A 25,679-nucleotide genomic window follows, 5' to 3' on the forward strand; every position below is an offset into this window, starting at 1 on the left:
CTTTTCTTCTCTCGTTGGTTTCGCCGTATGGATGGAGAATCCAACAGGTTATGCCCCGTCAGAACCTTCAAAAAGGTTCTACGGTAGAAATGGAAAAATTGATGGCGATACTAACGCTGAACCAGATCGAAGGGGTGAGAAGAAGGCGGGTATGCCCATGGGATACCCGCCTTTTGCGTCCCCTGCTCTTAGGGATGGGATGTCTGGTTCTCCGTTCGCTTGGTAGAGGCAAGTTTCATCCAATCGAGGGCATAGGTAGGGGTGGAATACCCAAGAAAGTTGCCGCTATCGAGCATGAGTTTTAACTTGCTGGTTTCCAGATCTGGTGCCATCGCCGCCACAAAGCGGTGCCCATCGCTTGCTTCCACCAAAGCCCAGCACACGACCGGCTCCGTAAAGTATCCTGGTTCGCCTTGTTCTGGCTCTTCTATCGTGCCCCAGACGGCACCCCAGCCTGGCAGCGCAGGCATAATCTGCACTATAGTGAGGTTCTCTGTTTCCAGTTCTGCTCCTTCGAGTTCTCTGATTGGTTCCATGCTTTCCACCTTTCTTTTATGTCTTGTTTTTCGTCATCCTTGAAGAGGATGCCAGCTCTTTCTCTGGGGAGAGCTCACGCAAGCCCAGAGCTGTAGCCCTCCAGAAACGCTCTTATGCAGACCCCTGCGCGTTCATGAGTCGCGGCTACGCTCATCTGTTGGTTGGATTTAAAGAGAGAGATCTGGGCAAAATCAGCAGCCAGAATCGCAAGGGCCTCCTCCGTGAGGACGCGCTGCTGTTGGTTGTGCCATTGCTTCATCTGTTGGCCTTGCACATAGGCTTCTTGCTGGATCTGTTCCTTACTTTCTGGCATGTCGGGCTCCTTCTCTGCTGAACATGCGAAAAGAGGACCATCCTCTTCCCCGTTCCCCTGTAGTGCAGTGTACACCCGCTTCTCTTGCGCGTCAACGCGCTAACCAAATCTCCTCGCCTTTCAACCGTGGTGCGGGTCTTTCTGAGACAAAAAGCATTTCGGGCATGAGGACGAGCACGCTCATGCCTGAGAAGAAGAAGGGGAACTTAACGCCTCCCCGCTTCCACTGCCACCTGCTTCTGCTCACTTCTCGTGATACTGATGCGCTTGGGCCGGTTTGACTCATGAATAGGAACAGTAATCATGAGGAGACCATTGATATACTGGGTTTCGATGTGCTCACTGTCAATGGGTTTGGGAAACGTGACGGAACGCTCAAAGGACCCGGGCGCGATTTCCTGGGCTAACCAGGTCACCTGTTGTTCTGGTTTGATAGGGGACTGGAATTGCCCACGAAAGGTAAGGGTGTTGCCCTGAACGGTGAGTTCAATCTCTTCGGGGGCAATTCCGGGAAGTAAGACATGGACATGGTACGCCTGTTCGCTCTCGAAGACATTGATGGGCGTAGCAAGAGATGATGAGGGGCCTGCACTCCAAGTCGGCTGGACAAAGCTTTGGGCAAACAGCTGGTTCATCGCATCATGAAGGGTTAATACTTCGCTCAACGGGCTAAAGCGTCGGACGATAGTCATGAGTGTCAACCTTCTGTCAAAAATGTGGTATTTGATTGGAGTGAACCCAAGAGGCCAGACCAAAGGGTAAGGAACCCAGTGGTAGAGTGAAAAGAGAACACCAACAAGGAGTCAAACACATGAACGGAAGGGTTCACTCACAAGCCTTCAAACTGATGATTGTGCATCAATTAGCAACGGGCGAACGACGTCCTGCCCAAATTTGCCGAGAGCATAACCTGCCGTCCAGTCTGGTCTCGCGTTGGCAAAAAGAATACCAGATGCATGGGGAAGCCGCCTTTGCCAGCAAGCGAGAAGCAGAGCCATCTGCCGAAGCGAAAATTGCTGAGTTGGAGTGTTTCTGTGGACAGTTGGCGATGGAGAATGCCTTATTAAAAAAAGCCTTGGGCAAGCTCCCGTTGAGCAACGGCATGCCGTCGTTGAACATGCTCTAGAGGAGCAGATGCCCTTTTCCATTCGCCAGCTCTGCCAGCTGATGCAGATCAATCGTGCGTGGTACTCTGCCAAGCGGCACCAACCTGATGAACATTGGAAACAGGAAGCACAGGTGGCATTGCGCGATGAGATCGAACGGATTGTCTTGGATTTTCCAGGCTATGGGTATCGTCGGGTGACGAAGGCATTACAGCGGGCAGGGCAGCCGATCAACCACAAACGAGTTCTGCGCATCATGCGGGAAGAGTCTTTGTTGTGTCACTTAAAGCGACATTTTGTGCCCACGACGGATTCGCATCATCCCTACCCAGTGTATCCCAATCTGGTCAATGGACACACCCCAGACGCTCCTGATCGGATCTGGGTAGCGGACTTGACCTATATTCGCCTCAGAAACGAGTTTGTGTACCTGGCTTGCATTGTCGATGCCTACTCACGACGATGCGTGGGATGGAATCTCTCACGCCGAATGGATGCATTGCTGGTGCTTGGAGCCCTGGAGGATGCGCTGGCAACGCGAGAGGTGACCCCTGGGTTGATCCATCATTCCGACCGTGGTGTACAGTATGCTTGCACCGCCTATGTGGAACGACTCCAGAGTGTGGGCATTCAGATCAGTATGTCAGCCAAGGGCAACGTCTACGACAACGCCAAGGCAGAGAGTTTCTTCAAGACTTTAAAACAGGAGGAGGTATATCTCAAAGCCTATCAATCCTTTGAGGAGGCAGAGAGCAACATCAGCCAATTTCTTGACGATGTCTACAATACCAAACGCTTGCATTCGAGCCTGGGATATGTGCCTCCTGCTGAATTTGAAGCTGCTTACTACCAGCAGCTGTTGCCTTGACTTTCCTTCTGGTCTGCTACCAAGGGTTCACTCCACTGCAAATGCGTCTTGTGGATGATGCAAGAGCCAAGGGGCCTTCTTGACTGTGCAAGCCACATCACCAAACGAGTCTAAGAGCCATATCGTGCCGCTCTCCTTGTGAAGCATGTCGCGCTCAATTTTTTCTTTTGAGACACAGACGTACCGCAAAAAACGATAAAAACGAGAACGTTTGACGTGAGAACGCCTTCGTTGTTGTCCTGTTCTCATGAGAACGCTAAACGTGACGCTAACGTTCTGAGTGACGCTCTCAAGCCGAACGAGATCTTTCCATGAAAGACGTATCAAACGTTTTTTGCCAGAAGAAACAACGGCGATGTGGCTTCTGTCCTCACACTAACGTTTTTTCAAAAGACCAATTTTGCCACAATATGATGCAAAATCACACGTATCGCTGGTTCTTAACGCGCGGCATGCCGATGCGCGATGATACTGGCCAGATCCTCAAGTGGTTTGGTACCAGCACCGACATTGAGAAGCAGAAACGAGCGGAGGAAGCACTGCGCCAGAGTCAGGAGCGCGTGAACGCCTTGATGAACTCCAACATTATTGGAATCGATGTCATCGAAAGGGAGCAGATTGTGGACGCCAACGACACCTTTCTGCGCATGACCGATTATACCCGAGAAGACCTGCATGCCCGGCGCATGAACATGATTGTGATTTTACCCATAATGTTGCGAAAATCGGCGCAATATGCTTCATTTGTCTATCACCATTTTCTGGCTCACAGACCAGTTTTGCGTTGCGATTGTTGCTCAATCCAGTCGTAGCCTGAATTGGAGGCGTATCGGAGAAAAACCCGTCAGGACAACGCATTGGGACTCCAGGTGCTTCTGTTGCGTTTGGACATCGGCAATATATGCTACACAAAGGCATTTCGAGTTGGTATCAATTGGTGTTCCTTGAAGCAGTTTTGGGGTATGTTCTTGCCCTCCGCTTTGTTGCCCGCTACACTACAAGGACAACGAGAGGTCAGGCAGAGGAAGGAACCAACGGAACCCAGGAACACGTAGAACTGCTTAAGCAAGGGGCCACCGTATGAAATGCCGGGTTCCGGGAGCACCCAGAGGTTCGGCCAAACCTCAATACTGTCGACCTCCGCTCTGCTGATCTTCGTCATGTCAACCTCAACTCTGCTGACCTCTGACAAAAGGCGTACTTTCCCTGCTCAGGCATCCCTCTTGAAGGGAAGGATCACCGTAAAGGTCGAGCCTTTCCCGACGGCGCTGTCCACTGTGATGGTTCCCCCATGGCTCTTGACAATCTCTGCCACAATGTAGAGCCCCATGCCCAGGCCGGGGATCGCTCTCTTCTTGGGATCAGCCGCCCGATAGAATCGCTCAAAAATCTTGTCGCGTTGTTCTCGTGGGATGCCCAGGCCATGATCTCGGACGCGGACGGTGACCGCATCTTCGGAGGTGCTGAGGTCCATTTCGACCGTCTCAGCGTCCGGGGAATACTTGATGGCATTACTGATCAGATTGATGAAGACCTGTCCCAGTCGGTCCGGGTCCCCGATCAGGCTGGTCTGGAGCGCTCCATGCACCAGGATGCGATGGCTGGGATGGGTTTGCTGCATGGTCTCGGCAATTTCCCGCAGCAAGGCATCAAGATCCACCGTTTCCCAGACGTACTCCACTTTGCCCGCCTGGATTTTGGAGACATCCAGCAGCTCTTCCACCAGCCGGATGACTTTCTTGATCTGGGCCTCCATGCTGGCAAGGGCCGGAGCCTGATCCAGTGTGCCTTGCTTGACCAGTTGCCGATGCAGCAAGGAGGTCTGCAGTTTCAAGGCCGTGAGCGGATTCCGCAGTTCATGACTGGCCATGCTGATAAAATCATCCTTGCGTCGTTCCAGTTCCTTGCGGGCCGAATTATCAAGCACAAAGCTGATGATCTGGCGCGGACCTTTCTGAAGAAGGATAGAGCCCGTTACGATCGGAAGAAGACTGCCATCTTTACACACCACCTCGGTTTCAATAGGCGTGTGTTGCCCACGTTCGGCTAACTCCTGGAGCGCGTGCTGAAAGAGAGGTTGTTCTGGGGCTATGATCTTCGCCCTTGTCAGCGTTTTGCTGCGCACATCCTCTCGGGTATAGCCGGTCAGATGAAGAAACGCCTCATTGGCGTCCACCAACACGTCCTCCTCCTCTTCAAGAGAAACAATCCCGATAATATTGGAATCGATGAGCGCGCGGATACGCTCCTGGCTCTGGCGCAAGACTTCCTCGATCCGCTTCTGGTCCTCGATGTCGGTGCTGGTACCAAACCACTTGAGGATCTGGCCAGTATCATCGCGCATCGGCATGCCGCGCGTTAAGAACCAGCGATACGCTCCATTCTGGCCATTTCTGAGACGCTCTTCGTGCTCATACATGGTTCCCGTGTCCAGGGCATGCTGCCAGAGAGCCTGGCTGCCTGCACGATCATCAGGGTGGATGAACGGAAGATGAGCCCATGGGTTGCTTTGCATGTGTTCAGCCGTGAGCCCGAGGTAGTCACAGCAGCGCTGGTTCACATACTCATTCAGACCGTCGGGGCCTACCACCCACACCAATTGCGGCAGCGTTTCGGCAAGCACACGCAAGCTCTGCTCGCTTTCTTTGAGCTGCTGCTCGGCGCGCTTGCGTGCGGTGATGTCGAGACCAGCGAAGACGAGGTACTCAACGTGGTGATCCGCATCCATGTGAGGGGTGATCGCGACTTGCAGGTGATGGTCTATGCCTTTCTTGGGGTGAACCACTGTCTCAAAATGCACCGTTTCACCCCTGCGGGCTCGCGCGATGGCGGCGCGCAGTTGCTCTTGACTGGTCGGATAAAAGGACCACCACCGGGCTTCGGCAAGTGGTTGGCCAATGACCTCCTCGCGTCGGATCTGCGCATACGCCAGGGGGACCTCATTGACCTCCAGGACGATCCCCTCGGGGGTCAGAACGCCGATCCTGCTTAACAAGCCATCCAGATCCTCGATGCAGGGACGCTCGCCCTGGGGAACCAGCGCCTCTCGTCGAGCTGCGGCTCTGCCCTGGTGGATCTGCACCATCAGCCCCCCAACCGTGGGAGAGAGCTGCACGTGCAGCCAGTTCCGGGTCACAGGGGACACATACTCCACTTCGGCGGGTTTTCGGGTTTGTCTGGTCTGCTGGACGGCCTGATAGAGCGCGGTGCTTACCAACTGGGGAGCGCCGCGCCACAAGGGCTTGCCCAATACATCCTCTCGTGTGGCTCCTGTGAGCGTCTGCGCGCTCACATTGGCATACACAATCGTCTCGGTGTCATTGACGACAAAGAAGGCACCGGGAAGCGTCTCAAGAATCTGTACGAGCGTATCACGCGACGCCAGCGTGACACGCCTGGTCTGTGGTGTATTCGACATAGTGCGGTAGATGTCCCTTTCATGTGTCCCCATCCCAGGTGGCGAAGCTGCGTACCAGCCCTCACCTCAAGAATTCTGTTGAAATGATGGGCACTCTTTGAGCAACAAGCAAGCTGTACAATGTAGCTATCGGTGAAATCGCTCGTCCTCTTCATAGGACTATCGGCCTATGCACATCAAGGAGACGTTTAGCCCTCAGAGGAACGTGTAAAAGTAGACTCAACATCTCTCTATAGCTGTTATTTGCCAGAATTCTTGGCGGCCTTGTAAATTTACAATTTCTGTACGCAACCATCCGCATCTGGAGCGCTTTTTCAGCTCGTCAATGGTTGAGTTGCTCACTTTTCTTCGGGGCATTTACCAATTAACCCAGAAAGAACTGGAGAGCGCCTTGGCCTCTCCGTCTCCGGCGCGAAATCGCGCGCCCAAAGGGCAAGGGAAAAACTCAAGCAAGAACTGTTGGCCTGCTGTCATTTTGAACTGGATCGGCGAGGACACATTCTGAATTACCAACGGCATTGCTGTTGAGGTGAGACACTTCTCAGGCAATACATGTAGATCCCAGAATGAAGTGAGGCCAAATCTGTACAATGAAGCGGGCGACTCTCTCGTTTCAGAAAGGGTTGCCCGCTTCATTTCCTCCATTTTCTCCCATACAATTTTGGGATCTCCACACCAGCGGCTGCTTCTGCGGCCAAGAGATTGCGACTTGCTGTCTCGAAAAACGCTAAAACGGCCTTCTGCCATCCTGAGTGGTCAATTGCAACGCAGCCCTAGCGTGTGGTGGTTGCGGTGCGGTAGAACTCGGCTGCGGAGACGCTGGCGGGAACACCGAGTTCGGCGGCGACCGCGGAAATCGCGCTGGCGCCGACGGCGAGGTCAGCCTGGCCGTCGGTGCTGAAATACGGTGCGTAGAACGTCTCGTAGTAGGCTCGGACCTCGTCTGCGGTGTATCGGCTGAGGAACGTCTGCATGTGCCGCACCGTGGTGTCGGGGTCGTTGTGGATCACCTGCAAGGCGCGCCGGTGGGCTCGTACGACGGCCTGGACCGCGGGGTCGTCCGGATGGATGTACGTGGGGTCAACGGCTACGCCTGCGGTGGGGATCTGGAAGTGGTCGCCGACCCAGCCCAGCACCTGCCAGCCGTGTTCAGCCGCTATCACCTCCGGTACGACGGCGCTGCCGACCAGGGCGGCGTCGATCCTGCCCTCGTACAGCCAGCGCAGGTCCATGCCGTAGTCGCCGGGCAGGCGGACGATGGTGTGGATGTCGCGGTCCGGGTCGAGGCCGACCTGGCGCAGCATGATCCGAGCGAAGCACCCGGGTCCGGTGTGGGGAGGGTGTACCGCCAACCGTCGGCCAGCCAGGTCGGCCAGGGAGGTCAGGCCGGGGCGGGCGAGGAACCAGAACAGCGGGCGGTGGGTGTTAACCTGGAGTGCGACCCAGGGAATGCCATTGGCCAGCCGGGACAGCAGTGTCCGGCCGAGCCCGATGGTGGCGCTGTGGCGCAGCCGCTCCTTGTTCCAGGAGCAGGCGTCGCGCAGCGCGACGTGGACTCCCTCATCGGCGTAGTAGCCCTCCTGGTCGGCGATATAGGCGGCCAGTTCCTCGTGCAGGCCCCGCTCAACGTAGGCGAGATCGATCGTGTCCATGAACGTTTCTCCTTGATTGTGTCACGGCCATGCGCCAGTGCGGCCTTGGCCGTGCCCAGGCTAAGAGCATATCTTTCTCCAGAACAATGCTCTCAGCATTGAGACTCATGCAAGATTCTGGCAACTTCAGATGGACTCTCTACGCCAGATACAGAACAGCTTTGCCGGTGAATTGCCTTTGCCGCAAGCGTTGCACGATTTCACCGATGTCGTGCCAGGAAGCCTCCACCTCGATGGGCGTCCGCAATTGCTGCTCGGCTACCAGTTGTGCGAGCCAGGCCAGGTCCTCAGATGCAGCACGACGATCGAATTCTGCAAACATCACCAGCTTGTAGAGGGTAACTCCCCCGGCAACCATGAAATTTCTGATATCAATGGTGACTTCTGGAGATGCCGACCAGCCCAGCGTGACGCAGGTTGCACCTGGTGCCAGCAGAGAGAATGCGCTCTTCAGTGCTTTTCCACCGAGCGAGTCGATAATCAAGTCGTAAGGGCCATAGGCACGTGCAGGCTCAAGATCGTCCCCCACGATCACCTCATCGGCACCCGCCTCGCGGACTACCGCCTCGTTGCGAGCATCGCGAGCCGTGCCGACGACAAAGGCACCGCTTCGCCGGGCGAGCTGATGCGCGAAGAGTCCCACCCCACCGGTGGAACCGGTAATCAACACGCGCTTGTGCAGGAGCGACCCTCCTTTCTCAAGTGCCCTGAGCGCGGTGAGTCCAGCAGTAGGTAAGGTGGCCGCCTGAGCAAACGTCACGCTGGCGGGAAGTTCGGCCAGCCTGTTCGTAGGAACCGCCACCTGCTCAGCCCATGCGCCTGCATTAACTATGCCCATCACCCGGCTCCCGACCTTCGGACCCGTCCCATTCGCCGCTTGCTTGATGACGGTTCCTGCCAGATCCCAACCGGGTCGCCTGCGCTCTTTGACCCGTATGATCGCATCTCCTCGATTCAAAGAAAATGCCTCAACCTGAACAAGCGCTTCCGACGGGCCAGGCTGGGGCGCTTCGACCTCTTCGATGGCGAACCGTCCTGGAACATCAGGATCAACGACTATCGCACGTATTGGACCCATTTATCTCTTTCCTTTCGTCTTTGACCAATTTCGCCTTGTGTCAGACACTACTTGTGCAAAAATGGCATCGCTCTTTGCCGGCGATTTCAGCAACAGCTTTCCCGCCTTAGATTATACGCCTCTGACCCATTTGAGAGGGCCGCACGTTACGCCAATAGCCAGGGAGGTCAGGCCGGGGCGGGCGAGGAACCAGAACAGCGGGCGGTAGGTGTTGACATGGAGTGCGACCCAGGGGATGCCATCGGTCAGTCGGGACAGCAGTGTCCCGCCAAGCCCGATGACGGCTCCGTGGCGCAGCCGCTCCTTGTTCCAGGGGATGCCATCGCGCAGCGCGACGTGGACGCCCTCATCGGCGTAGTAGTCTTGCTGGTCGGCGATGTAGGCAACCAGCTCCTCGTGCAGGCCCCGTCCGACGTAGGCGAGATCAATCGTGTCCATAACGTTTTTCCTTTCTTGTGTCACCGCCATGCTCCCGCGCGTGCCGCGGGCCCGGCTGCTGTGGTGACGGTATGGCCCCGTGTGCGGAGGACAGCGGGACGTTACTACATGTGCATCCCGCCGTTGACCGCAGCTATGGTGCCGGTCATGAAGGAGTTGTCCTCGCTGGCATAGAAGGCAACCACCTGGGCAACGTCATCCGGGTATGCCAGACGGCCCAGGGGAATAGCGGCCACCAGCCGCTGCTTGTGTGCCTCGCCGAATAGACCCGCATGGCGGGTGTCCTCCACATGGCCGGGCTCGACGACGTTGACGGTGATGCCCCGCGGGCCCAGTTCCTGGGCGAGGTACCGGGCGAACTGCGTCAATGTGGCCTTGGCTGTACCCAGTGCGATCATACCCTCACGGGGCCGATGGCTGAGGACGGTACCGAGATAGATGATGCGTCCCCAACCCTGTTCGGTCATGGCGGGCAGGACGGCTTTGGTGACCGCGAACGCCGCACGCATCTCGTCGTCGAGCTTGCCGCCCAGCTCTTCCCACGTCATGTCCTGGAACGGCTTGACCACATACGGGGTGAGCGCGTTATGCACGAGCACCTCGATGCCGCCCTATGCCGCCTGGACCTGCTCGATTATGCACACAACCTTCGCTGCCTCGCGCACGTCGGCCTGCATGGCCATAGCCTGGCCGCCTGCGGCCTTGATGCCGGCCACGACTTCCTCGGCTGCCGTGCCGCTGCGGAGGTTGTTGACCACCACTCGCATCCCTCGCGCGGCCAGAAGGCGCGCGGTGGCCGCACCGATTCCGCTGCTGGCCCCTGTCACCAATGCCACTGTCAGGAAGATCATAAACTCGCCATTTTTGACTCATAATGTCGCCACCCATTTGAGCTTGAATGGATGAGCCAATACTGAATTTTCTGACGCATAAATTCGTACAAATACAGATCGACTCATAAACTCGCCTTTTTTTCTCATTGCGGAAAAGAGTCGAATTTCTGCTCTGGGAAAGCCGCAAATCGCCGAATTTAGGTGAGTATATGCATCAAAGTGGCAATGATATGGATACACACGCCATTTTTGCCGCGAATCGTTGCCGGAGAGGTCACTGTGACCTTTTCCAGATCGAAGTCGCCAAAAAGGCGGGCAGAGAGACGAGGCAACCAGGTCCTAATGCTGTGAAGCAAGGCCAGTCCTTGATTGAGTAGCTGACACATATATTCGCCATGTTTGACCTATGACCCATTAACGCCCCTTTCGGCGAAGTTATGGTATTAATGACAGCCACTCTGCCAGTTGCCCCAGTCACGGGCCCACTGCTGCCAATAACTACCATACTGAACCTCCTACTTCGTAGCCCGTACGTCGGGCTTGTGATGTCTCAACAGAGAGTCCGATGAGGGCTGGAAAGCCCTGGATAAGCATGCTATGGAAATGCCATAGCCGATCATCAGCATCTCTGGTACCAATCAAAGGCTCGCCAGTTCGATGGGCAAAGCCCTGAGCGCAACACGATCGCGGATTGTCTCTGCAATCGTGCTTTCCTTTGGATAATAAGAAGCATTATGTATTCTCCAGCCTCTTTCAATAGAACCAGAGGCACGAGAATATATCTGTTCCCTTCACTCTGCATCGTGTGTTTCTCTTCTGAAGAAGATACCATCGTTTTCTCATACTGTCCAATATATCATATTATATATATATCATATGTTTGACAGTATTAAAAAGGAGAGATACCGTGGAACTCTTGCAGCTCAAATATTTTCTGACGGTTGCACGATTGGAGCACATGACCCGCGCACCTGAACTATTCAAGCTCACAACTTGCTGTGATAAAAAAGCATAACTTGGCCGGAAGTACAAGTTTCCAGAGTGGTTTATCTCGGCTTCTGAAGCGGTTTCTGCTCTTAGGCTCTGCCAAAGCAAGCCAGTTCGAGCGGAAAATTCCGAATGGAGATCTCCTGACTGCTGATGACCCAGATACGCTCTGTGAAGGATATTTTGGAAGCAAATCATGTGACGAAAAGTGCCAGGTCGGCTTTTCAACCCAAATCTCTGCTGGCTTGAGAAAAGTGGCGAAAATGGAGCTACTCAATCGTGAACGCATCCCACAAGCCAATTGAGATGGTGAGAGGTCTCCCATTTCAACTCCCGCCCCCTTTGTGAAGTATATCGTGGCTCATCGACACGTTTGGTGATAAAAAAGAGAACTATATCAGCCTGGGAACTGAGAAGAATGCCCAGAGTCACTGCAAATGCGTCTTGTGGATGATGCAAGAGCCAAGGGGCCTTCTTGACTGTGCAAGCCACATCACCAAACGAGTCTAAGAGCCATATCGTGCCACTCTCTTTGTGAAGCATATCGCGCTCAATTTTGCCACAATATGCAGCAAAATCACAGAAATCTTTGTGCCGTACAGGGACAGGATGCGCATCAAAGACGAACTCGTCGGACCAGAATGCGAAGGCGTCGAGCTGCTTCCTGCTCGCTCAAGGGAAGTAGACACTTCGAACCAATTTCACACGTGGATTATCGATAGTTCCACGTTCCGTTTTCCCTTTGGGTTCACGAAGCGTGTGGTTACCGAAGTAGCTCTTGATGGCGCCCGGCAGGAACCATGGCCTGATAGCGAGCGTCCAGCAGATTGCCTTTCTGAAGAAGAAATGAGAGCCCTACTCCAGCAAGAGAAATGGAAGCATTTCTAACATATAATGATAGGCGCCTTCAGGTATTACGTGTGAAAGGATGTAGCCCCTGAAGGCGTCAATAAAGGGCCTGTCAAATGTGCTTTTCTTTGCTCGGGTAATTCTATAAATAATCGTATTACCAAAGTTTGGTAATCTTGAGCTTCTTAAGAGCGGAGAGCGTCTTTTCTTTGTTCTCGAACGCGAGTACTGATTCTCACCCACGTGATTCCCTCTCTCGCCTTTCAATCGTTTCGGGACATCTGCTCTGGTCCTTTCACTACATTGATATCTCTTCTTACCATTTTCAAGAAAGAAGAGACGTATCCATAAGGCGAGGCAATGAGAACTCTCGGCCATTTCGGCTGATTGCCACAGCTGTTTCGCTGAGTGAGAGGGCATACTCTTCCACCCGTGGATCGCCCAGGTCATGATAAGTTTGGAGACAAGACTGGATAGCACTTGCTATGGGCTCTGCTTGCCCATAGCAGGTCAGACAGCCTTTTTGAACACAGACGATGGTTTCGTGTTGCGGCTGCGAAATCAGGTAGAGGGCATAGGGTTGTTCCTGCTCATGAGAAGGGCGAAAGTAGGCTTTTGTGAGCGTGGGGCAAAAACAATGGAGCAGAATGGCAAAGCCGTTTGATTGTTTTAAGAGCGCTTCAATATCCTCCTCAAGCTGAAGCGTTTTCTTGGGTAAAGTTGACAACTCTTTCCAGCCAAATCTGCGGATGATAGGTCTGCTATGGGTGCCGGTGAGTTGCATATAACCACCTCGAATGGGAAGGAGCGTCCCAACACCAGTATTTCCGACCTTCTCAATACGCACAAAGATACTTGCCAGGGGAAGGAGCACATTGGAAATCAGGATCCCCCCCTCTCGAAGTTGCGGAAGCCAAAATGGAGGAATGGCCGTCACGCCACACGTTGCTAACAGCCGATCATAGGGCGCATACGGTGCGTATCCTTCATATCCATCGGCAGCGAATGCCTGTACATTGATGATGCCTGCATGCCGGAGCCGATATGCCGCGCGCAGCACCAGATCCTCAGCGATATCAACGCTGACCACTGTTCCTGTTGGTTCCACTATATGGGCCATAAGACCTGCGTTATACCCCGTTCCTGACCCGATTTCCAGAACACGTTGCCCTGGGGCAAGTGCGAGTACTTCCAGTTGAGCGGCCATAATAGAAGGCTGTGAACTCGAGCTGCCTGGCATCTTGCGTTCATTGATTCTGGTTACCAAATACTCATCCTGATAGAGTTCCTCGAGAGTAGGGTGAAGGATCACACCCCAGTCTAACGTATTGCCGCGTTGCTGATAGTATTGGTCTACAAAGGCTTCACGAGGAATCGTTAGAAAGGCATCGCGAACAAGTGCGGAAAGATGATGTCCAAGTGCAACCTCGATGGTTTCCACAAGCTGCTGGCGATATTGTGCTGTTTGGGGCTGCCTCATTAGCTGGGTTATGTTCCTTTCTCGGCTCTTGTGAGAGGTGATAGACAGGACGTCCCTGGCTACATACGTAATACATTTTTTCAGGAACGAGATAAATATTCCTGTAAGGCGTGTATATCCTACGTGTTTTTTGTTTGTTGACACCCCACCATCCTCTCCTTTGCCTTTTTATAACCTATTCGTGATTTTTGCTTTTTCTTCTTTGAGTGTACCATGTTTATTGGGACAAAAGTGGGACGGGAGTGGGACAATTAGGCTTTTCAGGTAAAAGAAGATGAGATCTCTTGCCTCGTTTTGTGGCTGGTTTTCGCTGGTCCAAGTGCTCCCATTCCCGCGTTTCTCAGCAAAAGGGCTTTGGTAAAGGCAAAAGGAACATTTGTTATAATGCCTGTAAGTATTTTGCTGAGGAGCGATGTATACGATGGCGAGCGATTTCGCGCACTTACATGTGCATACTGAATATTCCTTGCTTGATGGTCTCAGCCGCATTCCAACTCTGGTGAAGCAGGCCAGGGCGTTGGGGATGGAGCACCTGGCGATCACCGATCATGGCGCGATGTATGGTGCCATGGAGTTTTATCTGGAGTGCCAGAAACAGGACATCCATCCAGTGATTGGCATGGAGGCCTATCTGGTTGAAGATGTCAACTACAAACCCAAGAAGAGCAATGCCTACTGGCATCTGGTGCTTCTCGCTCGATCCCAGGCCGGGTACGAAAACCTCATGAAGCTCACCACGCTGGGGTTTACGCAGGGCCTCTACTATGGCAAACCTCGTATTGATAAGAAAATGCTCCAGGCCCATGCCGAGGGGCTGATCGCGACGTCTTCCTGTCTGGGCGGAGAAATTCCCGAACTCCTGGTGGAGAAGCAGGATATGGAGGCAGCGCAACAGGCGGTTCGCTGGTACCAGGATGTCTTTGGTCCCGAGAATTTCTACCTGGAATTTCAACAGCATTATGGGAAAGGTTCTCCACAAGATGCATGCAACGCTGGTCTCTACCAGATCTACCGGGATATGCACGTACCTGCCATTCTTACCAATGACCTCCATTATGTCAACAAAGAGCAAGCAAAGGCCCATGACCTCTTTCTCTGCATCCAGATGAACAATCGCTATGATGACCCAGACCGGTTCCGCTTTGACTCTGATGAATATTTCCTGAAATCTCCACAAGAGATGGCCCTCCTCTATCCCGATATCCCTGAGGTGTTGCACAATACGGTGACACTTGCCGAACGCTGCCGGATTGATCCCACCGCAAAGAAGGCCGGGTTACCCATCTTCGATATTCCTGATGGTTTCTCATCTCCCGACGACTACCTCTATGATCTCTGTCAAAAGGGGGCAAGATGGCGCTTTGGTGAGGTCAGCACGCGCGTTCAGGAGCAGATTGACTATGAGTTTAGCATCATCAAGCAGAAAGGCTTTGCAAGTTATTTTCTCATTCAGCAGGATGTGACGAACTATGCTCGCGACCATGGCATCACCTGCCTGGCCAGGGGATCGGCTGCGGGAAGCCTCATCGCGTATTGTCTGGGGATTACCAATGTTGACCCGTTGCGTTATGGCCTGCTCTTTGAGCGCTTCATGAATCCTGAGCGTAACGATATGCCCGATATCGACATGGATTACCCCGACTCCAGGCGTGAAGAAGTGATCAACTATACCATGCAGCGCTATGGGCTGGAGAAGACGGCTCAGATGGTTACCTTTAACACGCTGGCTGCCAAAGGATCAGTTAAGGATGTGGCTCGCGCTCTCGGCAAAACGGAGCTTGGAGAACGGATTACGCGCCTGATCCCAATAGGACCCAAGGTGACGCTCCAGAGCTCGCTCGATGAGGTGTCTGAGCTCAATGTGCTCTACAGTCAGAATGGAGAGGTGCATGAAATCATTGACTTTGCTCGCCAGTTGGAGGGCCTCAATCGCTCGACTGGCGTTCACGCGGCAGGTGTCTTGCTCTCGGCCAGGCCACTCAATGAGATTGTGCCTCTTTCGCGCAAAGATCCCAAAGATCCCACGACGCCTCTGGTCTGTGGCTACGAGCACAAGTGGCTGGAAGATAATTTAGGGCTCATCAAATATGACTTCCTGGGGCTTGCCAACCTCTCTGTGCTCAGAGAGGCCCTCGCGTTTGTTGCCAGGACGCAGAGGGAAGAACTGCTTCTAGAGCAAATTCCTGTCGATCCTACACCTGATCCTGTCTTGAGTGAGAAGAGGGAGAAAGCCTTTGCGATGCTCTCGCGTGGCGATGCCATTGCAGTCTTCCAGCTTGAGTCAGCAAAGATGCGCGAATATCTTAAGCAACTCAAACCGACATGTATCGAAGACATCATGGCCATGGTGGCTCTCTATCGTCCTGGACCCATGGATAGTATCCCGGAGTTTGTGGCCTGTAAACATGGGCGCAAGAAGGTCACCTATCTCGACCCACGCCTTTCGGAATGGCTTGCCGAGTCCTATGGCGTCATTGTCTATCAGGACCAGGTGCTCCAGATCGCTAACAACCTGGCAGGCTTCTCCTGGGGCAAAGTGAACAAGTTCCGTAAAGCCCTGAGCAAAAAGAAGATGGATGAAGTCGAGGGGTACAAAGGCGATTTTATACAGGGCTGTGTCCATAATGGCATGAAGGCAGCGGATGCAGAAAAGCTCTTTACTCTCGTCTTGCCCTTTGGCGGCTACGGCTTCAACAAGGCACATGCCGCAAGTTATGGGGTAGTTGCCTACTATACCGCCTATCTGAAGGCGAACTATCCAGCGGAGTATATGGCGGCGGCCCTCACGGCTGATGCTGGTGACTCGAAGCAGGTCGCCGTCTTTATTGCCGAAGCCCACAAAATGGGTGTCAAAGTGCTGGGTCCTGATGTGAACACCAGCGAGCTTGGTTTCTCGGTCGAAGAGGGCAATATTCGCTTTGGCTTGCTTGCCATCAAAGGCATCGGTGAAGGGCCAATCACAGAGATTCTACGTGCGCGTGCCGACGGGGGACCATTCACCTCGCTCGTCGATTTCTGTGTTCGCGTCACTGTGGGCAAAGGTGTGATTGAAAATCTTATTAAGGCGGGCGCCCTGGATTCTATCGAGGGAGAAGGGAAACGCCATCGGCTTCTGGCCTCAGTTGAGACGGCAATCACCTATGGCAAACGAGAGCGCCAGGCGCGAGAACGAGAAGTCTTTAGTCTCTTTAAAGATCTCGCGTCTGCCCCGGCGGCGCTTGTCTTTTCTCTTTCAGAGGCCGCAGAGATCTCACGCAAACAGCTCCTGGACTGGGAAAAGGAGCTGATTGGCGTCTATATTTCGCCTCATCCGCTGACCTATCTGGCGCACCTGTTTGATGGACGCGTTACACATAACACCACAGAATTGCTGGAAAAAGGAGCGGAGGTCGGGAAAGGGACGGTCACGCTGGGAGGCGTCATCACCAACATTCGTGCCTTTAGCACCAAGAAGGGCGATATGATGTGCAGTTTCACCCTTGAGGATGCTCAAGGTGGCATGGTAGTTACCGTCTTTCCTCGTGACTATGAGACCTTTAAAGAATACATCGAGGAAGACAAGGTGGTACTCCTGACTGGCGAGACCCAGTATCGAGAGCAGCGTGATGAGGTCAATGTTCTCTGTAACAAGATCGAGCCACTTCAGGCAGTAGAAAAGGAGATGAACCGCCAGCGTCAACTGGTCTGGTTTACGCTGCATTCCTGGGGAGGTGATGAAGTTGCCATCTCCGACGCCAAAATAAAAGTGCAGGATCTTCATGCCTGCCTGCGTCATGCTGACAAAGGACATGATCTCTACGAAATCGAGGTCTGCAACGGGGAATGGGGTGTTCGCCTTACTCCTCATGAGAACACTATCGATTTTACGCCCCAACTTCATCAGCAGGTAGCAAGCATTCTCGGCAAAGAGAATATCAAGGTCCAGCCTTTGTAGGAGAAGAGGGAAGATAGTATGCCTTCCCTCTTCTCGTATGCTATCAGGAGAGCCGTGTGATAACGAGTTTTAAGAGCGTTGAGTCTCCCACTCAGGGCGAAGAATGGACATCACGATCTTGTCGTGATACGCTCCATCGCGATAACAGGCGTCACGTAGTATTCCTTCTTGCTGAAACCCCGCCCTCGTGTACGCTTTTATTCCACCTGTATTCAGCGAAGAAACAGTGAGCATGATACGATGCAAATTCAAGCTGGCAAAGCCATAGTGGACAATCAGTTGTGTGGCTTCTGTCCCGTAACCCTGTCCCCAACTCCCTTTCTCTCCCAGCAAAATATAATATTCTCCGGAATGGTTAATACTGCTTATCGAGGCGATTCCTGCGTATCCAATCAATTGACTTCCATCTTTTTTCATGACCCCAAGTGTCAGTGTATTTTTATCCTGAAGCGTTTGTTGTAGCCACTGTTCGGCCTCCTTTTTCGACCAGGGAAACAGCCATGTTCCCATTGAGTACCTGACGACCTCACGATCAGCAAACCATGTCCAAAACCTATCGAGATCTTCAAGTTTTGACGTTTAGACAAAAGAAAACAAAAGGCACCCCAACCTTGCGGAGGGCTGCCTCAAAGAAGTAAAGTTCTTGTAATTACAAAACCCAAAAAGGACTTTGCTTCCATGGACAGTTGTACCACATTGAAAGGATTTCGTCACGAGGCCTATGCCTGTTTTCTGCGATCTGCGGACGCGTTGTGGAATGCGGTGGATGCTCTCATGAGCACCCCGCAAGCCACCTCCTTTGCTGAACTCTCGCAATCGTTGTGGTTTGAGCGCAAATGGCCCAGCCTCTACAAAGCGTTTGTCAGAGGACGCATTGATGAAGGGCGCTTGCGAAGCATCTTCGTACGCTACCTCAAGCCACCAAAGCCGGGGAGCTGGGTATGGATCGGGATTGATGCCAGTAGCATTGCCCGTGCTGAGGCAGCCACCTCGGCAGATCGGACGGCTCAACACGTGCCGAATCTGCCTGAGTGTAAGAAGCCCGTGACCTTTGGCTGGCAGTTCTCGACCGTGGTCGCCTTGCCAAGCGTTCCCAGTAGCTGGACCTACATCTTGGATCAACGACGAGTGGATTCGCAGACCACAGCCATTGAAGTCGCTTACGAGCAACTGGCGAGCCTGGTTCCCCAATTGGGAGCCAAGGCCATTGTCTTGCTGGATCGAGGCTACGATGCGACCTGGTTGTGGTGTCGCTGTAGCGGCTTGCAGGCGGGTGTGCTGGGTCGGCTCAAAAGCAACCGCTGCCTGTATCGGGAGGCTCCCCCACCAACGGGGAAAAGAGGAGCCCCACGCAAAGATGGAGACAAGCTCCAACCCAAAGACACGAGTACGCATGGACACCCTGATGGGGTCTTTAGCGGTACCGATACCAAGGGTCGCCCGGTGCAAGTCACCTTCTGGAAGCACATGCATGTGAAAGCCGCTCGCTGGCTGCAACTGACCGTGGTCCGTGTGGTGCGGCCTCATGCCAGCAACAAGGAACGCGATCCCCGTAGCAGTTGGTTTGTCTGGATTGGGGATCAAGAAGCCGATGTGGTGCAGATTGCCTTGGGCTATGTGCTGCGCTTTGGCCAGGAGCATGGCTATCGCTTTGACAAACAGGCGCTCTTGTGGGAGCAAGCTCGTTTGCGCACTCCTGAACAATTCGAGCGCTGGAGCCAGGTGGTTGCCATTGTCCACAATCAGCTGGTCTTGGCACGTGGCTTGGTGCAACCCCAGTTGCGTCCCTGGGAAAATCGAGAGCGGCAGCCCACGCCTCAGCAGATCAGACGCGGCATGGACAAATTGTTGCGCACCCTGGGGACTCCTGCTTGTGCCCCTCAACCACGCGGAAAATCGAAAGGCCGCCAAAAAGGGGAGCGGGTGAAGAAGGCCGAGCGCTTTGCCGTCATTCGCAAAAGGCCAAAGCTGCCTCACCTTGTTCCATTGTGATCGCATAACGAGCCTTTCAATCAGAATGCTTGGTGTTCAACTGAACTTTGTGGAAGTTCTGTCATGGTATTTTTGTCTAAACGACAATCAAGTTCTAAGGAACGCAGAATTACTTTCTCGCCTGCCAGAAATGTATTCATCTTTTTTCGTGCTCCTCGCCTGTACATATATCGGAAAAGATAAAGTAGCATAAAATGTGAATAGCGGCAAGAGAACTACTTTGCAGAAGGAAGGGTATTCGATATGTGTCCATGCTCAGAGCATTGATGTTGTCTTACCTCATCAGGTGAGTATGCATCATGCGCTCCAAATCAATCAGGCAGGACTGTATCTGGATGGGATTGAAGATGTTGAGGAAGACGGAACCGTCGTCTTTACTGATGAGGCGATGATGTTTTACCGAGATATATTCGGCTATGAGTGTAAGCGCTTACCTCTTTCAGAGGTTGAAGAGAGGGCAATGGAATTACAGGAGCGATACCTTGTACTCACACATCGGTCTTCATAATGTTGGTATTACTCGGCTCTAGAAGAAGGACCAGAGACAGATACGCTCTCAGACATTTGTCGAACCTGTGAATTGTCTCCGGTTCTGTGTGCAGTATTACACAGGAATCCTACTTGTGGTTAGCATGGTTGATACAAAACATGGATTGCACTTATATCATCTGGCTTTGCGCGAAAATCAGGTTGTTGAGAACGATGATACGCGGCAGCTACCAGATTTCGCGCGGTACACGCTCCTGAAGTTGACAAAATCTCTTCTATTTCCTGACCAGTAAGATTGTCATGAACTCCATCCGTGCAGAACACAATGCGATCTCCAGGCTGAAGGGCAAGGCAACGCGTCGGAATCGACGCAAAGTCAGACCATCCTACTGCACAGGTGATTTTATTCCTTTTTTCAAAGTGCTCCTTGTCACATGGCAATAAATCATGTGCGCTTCTGGCTTGTTCAATACGCCAGCTCTCGTCTCTACTCAAGTAGCCTCGCTCAATAGCGAACGAAAAGTATCCATGATCTTCCGTGAGTCGTTGGAGGGATTGCCCATTTCGCAAAAGATAGATTCTGCTATCACCAATATGAGCCAAATAGAAAAAGGCCTGAGATTTCAGGACAGAGAGGATGCCAAGTGCAACCGTTGTTGCGGGTCTTCTTTGTTCCGGGGGGAGGACCAGTGAAGCAATGGTTGTGTCCGCGAGCTGTATCAATTGCTGCAACAGTGCTTCTCTTTCAATATGCCCAAGCAAACAATCAGTTTCAGGTAAAGCTTCAAAGGCAGAGGAGATTGTCATGGCAGCGAGATGTGAAACCAGAAGATTTCTATCTCTTCCTCCCACTGAATCAAATACCCCAAGCAGACCTCTCTCTCCATTCACCAGAACATAGTCTTCACTTTGAGATCGCTGCTCGTGCATTTGATTGGCACTATCAATGAGAAAGTGGTTTAACTGTAAGCCCATCACATGCTGATTCAAATAATTCGTACCTTCCTCTTGTCGCTCACTTCAGAGAAGAAATTTGCGTCTACATTCGCTTTTTATGCACATTTATGATGATGAGTGACTGCACATCTGCACCCGGCTGGATTTTACTAATCTCTCTTTTACTACAATTTCCTGTATCCTACTCTTGATGTGCCAAGTCGTCAATATTTATGAAGAAACGCATTCATTTGGCATATCATTCCTCTGTTGTCGACGTACAATAGCACGTGCCTGATCCATTTGTTGGAGCAGATCAGTGATGGGAGGGAAATGGGCATCATGCTCAAAGATAACGCTTTTTACCTGACACAGTGATACCAGGTATTCAAAAAGGCTGAAAATATTGGGGGGCACAAGCTCGCTGTGTCCATCAACATACCAACCACCTCTCTGATATCCGCCAGCAAGATGGACTTGCACGAGATGTGAGAGTGGCATGTGCGCTACAAACTGTCGGGCGTCAAATGCATGATTCGCTGCATTAATGAAGACATTAGTGACATCAAGCAAAATACCACAATCTGTTGCCTCGACCAACCTTTGAAAAAATTCGGTCTGGCTCATTGGGCTGGAAGGGATTTCCAGCATATAGGTGACGTTCTCCAGAATGAGTGGTTTCTCTAGATAGTCTTGAAGCATCTGAACACGACGGATGACGTGCTGCAATAATTCCTCTGAGAACCAGAGGGGCGCGAGGTGACCAATGTATCTCCCAGGCGTTTTGGTCATGCACAGATGTTCGCTATAGTAGGGAGCCTTCGTCACATCCGAAATGCGCTTGATGGCTTTGAGGTACGGTGTCTCGAGCTGCATCATCGATCCTATTGATAAATCCACTCCATGGGGAATGACAGGGAAGTGATCACACAGCTCTTCTAATGATCGATAGGCATCCGGGTGTGAGAGATAGTTCTCAGTAATAATTTCCAAAAAATCAATACGATCTCGGTTGGAAAATATGCCCTCTCTCAGTTCTGAGCGATAGCCTATTCCGACCCCTAGCGCCGGGATAGCCGCTGTGTAATTGGTTATTTCTCGCATTGATGACTCCTTTCTTCTTGTGTCCAGAGAAAGCTCGAAAGGATGGTACGTGTGTCAGCAGACATGAATCGACGCCATAAAGCGCACTGTTGACAGCGTTGGCACCCTGTATCTACCATCGTTCTCTGTTGTTGGTTCTTGCCAACGTGCTCAAGGCGAAACCGAGAGAGAGGAACTTGTTTCCCAGAGGTATCTTTGATCATCCGTGTACTCCCACGATATGTTTTTCTTGGAGCAATGTCAGCATGGCAAGGATATCGTCGGCCAGGTCAGTTTCGCCTAATTGCTGTTCCGCTTCCCGAATCACATCCTCTACTCTCGCTTCTTGCTGACAGATATCTAACAAAAGCGATGTTTCCTCGTTCAGGGTCAAAACATTCATAGTGAGTGAATGTCTCTCACGTTGGAACACCAAGTGATATTGGCCGGGTTGTATCAAATGGTTGTCCAGAGGCTGTTGTTGTACCAGGGCAGCAACGAGGTCAACGACTGGATAGGAAAAGGTTTCGCGATAGATTCCTGGAAGGAGAAAAAGAGAGGCATTTCTATGGAGTGGTGGTGGTGGTTGTCCCGCTTTGAATGATCAGATGAAGTGAAAAGTCAACGCTTCATGATCTCAAACTGCACTGGGCTGAGATAGCCCAGCGTGGAGTGCTTGCGCACGCGATTGTTAACCTAAGCGAGGGAGTCACCTCCCCCGCTCGGCTTCAAAACCGTGCTTGAGGGTTTCCCGTCACACGGCTCCTCAATGATCGGGTCTTTGGCACAGATACCATTGACACGTCGGGCGTGTCGTTCATCATGGCAATGTCGGTGGAGCAAAAATTTGTTACTGAGTTCTTCGCCGCCGCCTTCACTTTTTGGGGTAATGTGATCGATTTCAATGACATCGGTGTCTTGAAAGAGCAATTCACACCAGCGACATTTCCCTTGCTGTTTCTGCAAGAGCACTCCCTTGACGCCATTGCACAGGGGATGAGTTTTGAGTCGTTGGCTCCAGTAGAGAAGGTCGCCATTGTAAGGGCTGGCCGCTCCCTTGACTTTGATGTGTCTCTGGACATGTGCTTGTCCGTGTTTCCACAGCTTTGCTTGCTGGCTTTGAAACTGCCAGCCCTGTCCTTTATCCACATGCCAGTATTTGTTCGCGATCCAATGCCCTCCCTTGTTGGGATGGCGGCGCTTCGCCCACCGTTTTAATTGGAGGTAGAGCAGATGGTCACAGGCATGAAACGTCTTTGAGGCCGTTGTTCGGCGATGGTAGTTCGCCCATCCCCGATTCACGCGATTGAGTTCCTCAATGAGCTTCTCTTGTGGGGCATGTTGATTTCTGTCAATCACCACCTTCATATCAGCAGTGTGACGTTTGACCGCCTCTTTACGGGTGCGGCAAGTTTTTTTGCGCCAAGCTGAGCCTATCCTGACCGCAATGGCACGATCGATCTCCATTGTTCCCAGAGCTTCAGCGCTTGTCGCTGACGGTAGGCCCATTGGCGACACCGATCAGAACAGTACATCTTGGTGCGGTGTCTCTTGAACCAGACCAGAGATACCTGTGGTGAACGTGGTAATACATCGCTCTAAACTTCTGGTATAAGCTTATGAGGTTCACTTGCATAGAATTCTGTATAGCCACAATTTGGAGAGTGTATTCAACATCGTATGAATAGAGGAAGCGAGCCTCATATCTGCTATGGTTCACACAGACAGTACGAGGCTCGCAGCATCAGGTTATTTTACGTTGCAGCGAATGTCAGGCGCACAAGGGGCGTCGTAACATGCACAACAGCAAGTATGTTGATTTACTTCACATCGAAGGTGAACTGCCAGATTTTTCCCCACAGACTGTTAGTGGGAGCCGAGACATTCACTGTCCAGGTGCCAGTGTTGTTCACCAGATTCTGCCAGATGCCAAAGGAGTATCCCACCACGGGAATGGGCATAGGGCTGCCGGATATCTTCTTCCCCGAGATGGACAGATTCGTAATATCAAGCCGATTCACGTCCCGGCTTGAGAAGTAGAAACGGGACTCAGATGGCGTGATAACGACGCGGTCGAGCATAATCGTGTGTCCGTAGGCTGTCACAGTCTGATGCACATGAACAGTCTTGCCCACAGAGAAAGGAACGGTTGGGCTGAAGTGCTCAACTGTTGTCCCCCTGGAGATCGAGATATTCAACTGTATATGCTGAGGATTACTTTGAATGGCCGATGCGTTGAAGTAGGCCAGAGCCGCGATTGTTCGTTCTTGCCCAGGTTTGATCGTGTCACCAAATTTGATCAACGTGTTATAGGGTTTGATCGGTTGCTGACCGGGAAGAGTAATCGTTGGTAGGGGCATCTGGGGTCCCAATGGTCCAACCTTAATGGTAAAGGTATAGCCAAGCACAATGTTATTGGCATCAGCGTATACGTTCTGAAGATTTATGGTATTGGAGCCAGTTCCCTCTGTCTGATTCACTGTAGTAAAGGCCAATGTGCGAGCTTGCACATCACTCTTCACGAGTGACGAAAGCAAGGCCGCCGAGTTAACACCTGGGTTCAGCATGGTTTGGGCTGGCTGATCCGAGTGAAAACGAATTGCTCCAGTAGCATAGAAGGCGCCAGTCGCGAACAACAAGACAACAAGCGCCAGCGAGAAGGTAAGCGCGATCCTGCGCGTTGAGACACGATGAGAACCAGACGTTAGCATGATCCCGGTTGGCGAGAGCGCACGGAACCAGCGCTGCCACCAGGACTGCGGCTGCTCTTGCACAGGTAAGCGCCCTGCAAGGGTATTCCAAAACTCGCTGGCCGGTGAGGGATTACCGAATTCCTCGTGATAGTGTGTACGCAAATGCTGTTCTAAACCTTTCATGGGTGTATTCTTCATAAAAAGAGCTTCTCTTTCTCTCCTTGCAAGCTTGTACGCAAGGTTTGTAGCGCTCGATGTTGGCGCGATTTTATGGTTCCTAAAGGGAGAGAGGTTACCAGGGCTATTTCGTTCAGTTCCAGGTCGGCGAAATAGCGTAATTCCAGCACGTGCCGCTGCTCGATTGGAAGCCTATCCAGTGCGTGGCGGAGATCTGTCGAGATCTCTATGCGCGTAATCTGCTCCAGAACATCCTCGATGTCGCTTGGCAACCGGAGCATATCGGGATCATTTTCTAGAGAAACTGTGACAGGTGCTGCACGCCGTAATGTCATTCGGCAGCGATTAGCAACAACAGTCAGCAGCCAGGAACGAATGGTCAGATAATTCTGGAGTCGGGGTAAGCCCTTCCAGATATCGATCCAGGCTTCCTGCAAGACATCTTCCGTCGGGGCCAGATTTCTCAGAAGAATGCGAGCAGTACGCCAGAGGAGTTGATGGTACTCTTCAACGATCCGTTGAAATGCTTGCATATCTCCTCTCTGTGCACGAAAAATGATTTTTTTATCTATCACCCTGAATACTTTCTAAATCCGGACAACTTTCTGTAAGAAGCGCTTCTCACAAAATAAAGATGCGGTTCATTCGTGAAAGGTTCCCAGGTGGACACGTTGGAGAATATTCTTGAATTTTCTATCGTAATTGGCTATGCCAAGTGAGAAGATTAGCCCTCCCACTCATAACGGAGTGCGGTCATCGCATATACTCGCAGGAAGATGATTTTTCCCTCGTGCAAGCAGGCAATCGATGCACCGT

At 52.3% G+C, this 25,679-nt stretch carries 20 protein-coding genes and 5 pseudogenes; 7 read left to right on the forward strand and 18 right to left on the reverse strand.

Translation table 11 applies throughout. The features are described 5' to 3' along the window. Positions 1-188: 188 nt before the first annotated feature. The 3 genes from JMJ04_RS21095 to JMJ04_RS21105 all read right to left on the reverse strand — a co-directional run bounded on the left by JMJ04_RS21095 (position 189) and on the right by JMJ04_RS21105 (position 1,542). Positions 189-536, reverse strand: a complete 348-nt coding sequence (locus tag JMJ04_RS21095; protein ID WP_201372482.1) for a hypothetical protein — start codon at positions 534-536, stop codon at positions 189-191. 74 nt (positions 537-610) lie between these two features. Next, on the reverse strand, positions 611-850 hold the full coding sequence (locus tag JMJ04_RS21100; RefSeq protein WP_201372483.1) for a hypothetical protein: 240 nt from the start codon (positions 848-850) through the stop codon (positions 611-613). A gap of 206 nt (positions 851-1,056) precedes the next feature. Continuing rightward, positions 1,057-1,542: an Hsp20/alpha crystallin family protein gene (locus JMJ04_RS21105; RefSeq protein ID WP_201372484.1), complete on the reverse strand. Its 486-nt coding sequence runs from the start codon at positions 1,540-1,542 to the stop codon at positions 1,057-1,059. A 119-nt stretch (positions 1,543-1,661) separates the two neighbouring features. Between JMJ04_RS21105 and JMJ04_RS21110 the strand changes: the two genes are divergently transcribed. The 3 genes and pseudogenes from JMJ04_RS21110 to JMJ04_RS21120 form a co-directional block, all read left to right on the forward strand. Next, positions 1,662-1,976 carry a transposase gene (locus JMJ04_RS21110; protein WP_201372485.1) on the forward strand — a complete coding sequence of 105 codons (315 nt, stop codon included), beginning with the start codon at positions 1,662-1,664 and terminating at the stop codon, positions 1,974-1,976. Positions 1,977-1,984: 8 nt separating this feature from the next. Further along, on the forward strand, positions 1,985-2,824 hold the full coding sequence (locus tag JMJ04_RS21115) for an IS3 family transposase (protein WP_236038222.1): 840 nt from the start codon (positions 1,985-1,987) through the stop codon (positions 2,822-2,824). Positions 2,825-3,240: 416 nt separating this feature from the next. Continuing rightward, positions 3,241-3,534 (forward strand): annotated as a pseudogene (locus tag JMJ04_RS21120) (PAS domain-containing protein); the annotation flags it as partial. A gap of 500 nt (positions 3,535-4,034) precedes the next feature. On the opposite strand, the gene JMJ04_RS21125 reads toward JMJ04_RS21120, so the two are convergent. The 7 genes and pseudogenes from JMJ04_RS21125 to JMJ04_RS21150 all read right to left on the reverse strand — a co-directional run bounded on the left by JMJ04_RS21125 (position 4,035) and on the right by JMJ04_RS21150 (position 10,629). Continuing rightward, positions 4,035-6,242 carry a PAS domain S-box protein gene (locus JMJ04_RS21125; RefSeq protein ID WP_201372487.1) on the reverse strand — a complete coding sequence of 736 codons (2,208 nt, stop codon included), beginning with the start codon at positions 6,240-6,242 and terminating at the stop codon, positions 4,035-4,037. 671 nt (positions 6,243-6,913) lie between these two features. Further along, positions 6,914-6,988 (reverse strand): annotated as a pseudogene (locus tag JMJ04_RS48750) (NmrA family transcriptional regulator); the annotation flags it as partial. Positions 6,989-7,015: 27 nt separating this feature from the next. Beyond that, a complete protein-coding gene (locus tag JMJ04_RS21130; protein WP_201372488.1) occupies positions 7,016-7,894 on the reverse strand; it encodes an ABC transporter substrate-binding protein in 879 nt (292 codons plus the stop codon). 139 nt (positions 7,895-8,033) lie between these two features. Continuing rightward, positions 8,034-8,972: a zinc-binding dehydrogenase gene (locus JMJ04_RS21135; RefSeq protein ID WP_201372489.1), complete on the reverse strand. Its 939-nt coding sequence runs from the start codon at positions 8,970-8,972 to the stop codon at positions 8,034-8,036. Between the two features lie 156 nt (positions 8,973-9,128). After that, a pseudogene (locus JMJ04_RS21140) lies at positions 9,129-9,410 on the reverse strand (ABC transporter substrate-binding protein); the annotation flags it as partial. A 104-nt stretch (positions 9,411-9,514) separates the two neighbouring features. Then, positions 9,515-10,261: pseudogene (locus tag JMJ04_RS21145) on the reverse strand (SDR family NAD(P)-dependent oxidoreductase). A gap of 179 nt (positions 10,262-10,440) precedes the next feature. Further along, the gene (locus tag JMJ04_RS21150) at positions 10,441-10,629 is read right to left on the reverse strand and encodes a hypothetical protein (RefSeq protein WP_201372491.1); all 189 of its coding nucleotides are present in this window, start codon (positions 10,627-10,629) and stop codon (positions 10,441-10,443) included. A gap of 1,135 nt (positions 10,630-11,764) precedes the next feature. Here JMJ04_RS21150 and JMJ04_RS48755 point away from each other — a divergent pair. Continuing rightward, positions 11,765-12,118 carry a DUF7694 domain-containing protein gene (locus JMJ04_RS48755; RefSeq protein ID WP_420799489.1) on the forward strand — a complete coding sequence of 118 codons (354 nt, stop codon included), beginning with the start codon at positions 11,765-11,767 and terminating at the stop codon, positions 12,116-12,118. Between the two features lie 286 nt (positions 12,119-12,404). Here the strand turns inward: JMJ04_RS48755 and JMJ04_RS21155 are convergent, their stop codons facing one another. Continuing rightward, positions 12,405-13,559, reverse strand: coding sequence for a protein-L-isoaspartate O-methyltransferase family protein (locus tag JMJ04_RS21155; RefSeq protein ID WP_201372492.1), 1,155 nt, complete (start codon positions 13,557-13,559; stop codon positions 12,405-12,407). 421 nt (positions 13,560-13,980) lie between these two features. On the opposite strand from JMJ04_RS21155, the gene dnaE reads away from it, so the two are divergent. After that, positions 13,981-17,493: a DNA polymerase III subunit alpha gene (dnaE, locus tag JMJ04_RS21160; RefSeq protein WP_201372493.1), complete on the forward strand. Its 3,513-nt coding sequence runs from the start codon at positions 13,981-13,983 to the stop codon at positions 17,491-17,493. Positions 17,494-17,562: 69 nt separating this feature from the next. Here the strand turns inward: dnaE and JMJ04_RS21165 are convergent. Then, a pseudogene (locus JMJ04_RS21165) lies at positions 17,563-18,054 on the reverse strand (GNAT family N-acetyltransferase); the annotation flags it as partial. A gap of 117 nt (positions 18,055-18,171) precedes the next feature. On the opposite strand from JMJ04_RS21165, the gene JMJ04_RS21170 reads away from it, so the two are divergent. Continuing rightward, positions 18,172-19,485, forward strand: a complete 1,314-nt coding sequence (locus tag JMJ04_RS21170; RefSeq protein ID WP_201368740.1) for an NF041680 family putative transposase — start codon at positions 18,172-18,174, stop codon at positions 19,483-19,485. Positions 19,486-19,681: 196 nt separating this feature from the next. Continuing rightward, a complete protein-coding gene (locus JMJ04_RS21175) occupies positions 19,682-19,993 on the forward strand; it encodes a hypothetical protein (RefSeq protein ID WP_201372494.1) in 312 nt (103 codons plus the stop codon). Positions 19,994-20,112: 119 nt separating this feature from the next. Here the strand turns inward: JMJ04_RS21175 and JMJ04_RS21180 are convergent, their stop codons facing one another. The 6 genes from JMJ04_RS21180 to JMJ04_RS21205 all read right to left on the reverse strand — a co-directional run bounded on the left by JMJ04_RS21180 (position 20,113) and on the right by JMJ04_RS21205 (position 25,396). Next, positions 20,113-20,964 (reverse strand): PP2C family protein-serine/threonine phosphatase, encoded by an 852-nt coding sequence (locus JMJ04_RS21180; RefSeq protein WP_236038227.1) that lies wholly within the window; start codon positions 20,962-20,964, stop codon positions 20,113-20,115. A gap of 177 nt (positions 20,965-21,141) precedes the next feature. Then, the gene (locus JMJ04_RS21185) at positions 21,142-22,014 is read right to left on the reverse strand and encodes an MbnB/TglH/ChrH family RiPP precursor modification enzyme (RefSeq protein WP_201372495.1); all 873 of its coding nucleotides are present in this window, start codon (positions 22,012-22,014) and stop codon (positions 21,142-21,144) included. 199 nt (positions 22,015-22,213) lie between these two features. Next, entirely contained in the window at positions 22,214-22,360 is a 147-nt protein-coding gene (locus JMJ04_RS21190; RefSeq protein WP_201372496.1) for a hypothetical protein, read from the reverse strand. 329 nt (positions 22,361-22,689) lie between these two features. Then, positions 22,690-23,460, reverse strand: coding sequence for a group II intron maturase-specific domain-containing protein (locus JMJ04_RS21195; protein WP_236038228.1), 771 nt, complete (start codon positions 23,458-23,460; stop codon positions 22,690-22,692). Between the two features lie 353 nt (positions 23,461-23,813). After that, positions 23,814-24,884, reverse strand: a complete 1,071-nt coding sequence (locus JMJ04_RS21200; RefSeq protein WP_201372498.1) for a DUF4179 domain-containing protein — start codon at positions 24,882-24,884, stop codon at positions 23,814-23,816. Then, entirely contained in the window at positions 24,881-25,396 is a 516-nt protein-coding gene (locus JMJ04_RS21205) for an RNA polymerase sigma factor (protein WP_201372499.1), read from the reverse strand. The genes JMJ04_RS21200 and JMJ04_RS21205 overlap by 4 nt, the downstream gene beginning before the upstream one ends. Positions 25,397-25,679 lie beyond the last annotated feature (283 nt).

It is taken from the genome of Ktedonobacter robiniae, assembly GCF_016587375.1.
GTDB lineage: Bacteria > Chloroflexota > Ktedonobacteria > Ktedonobacterales > Ktedonobacteraceae > Ktedonobacter > Ktedonobacter robiniae.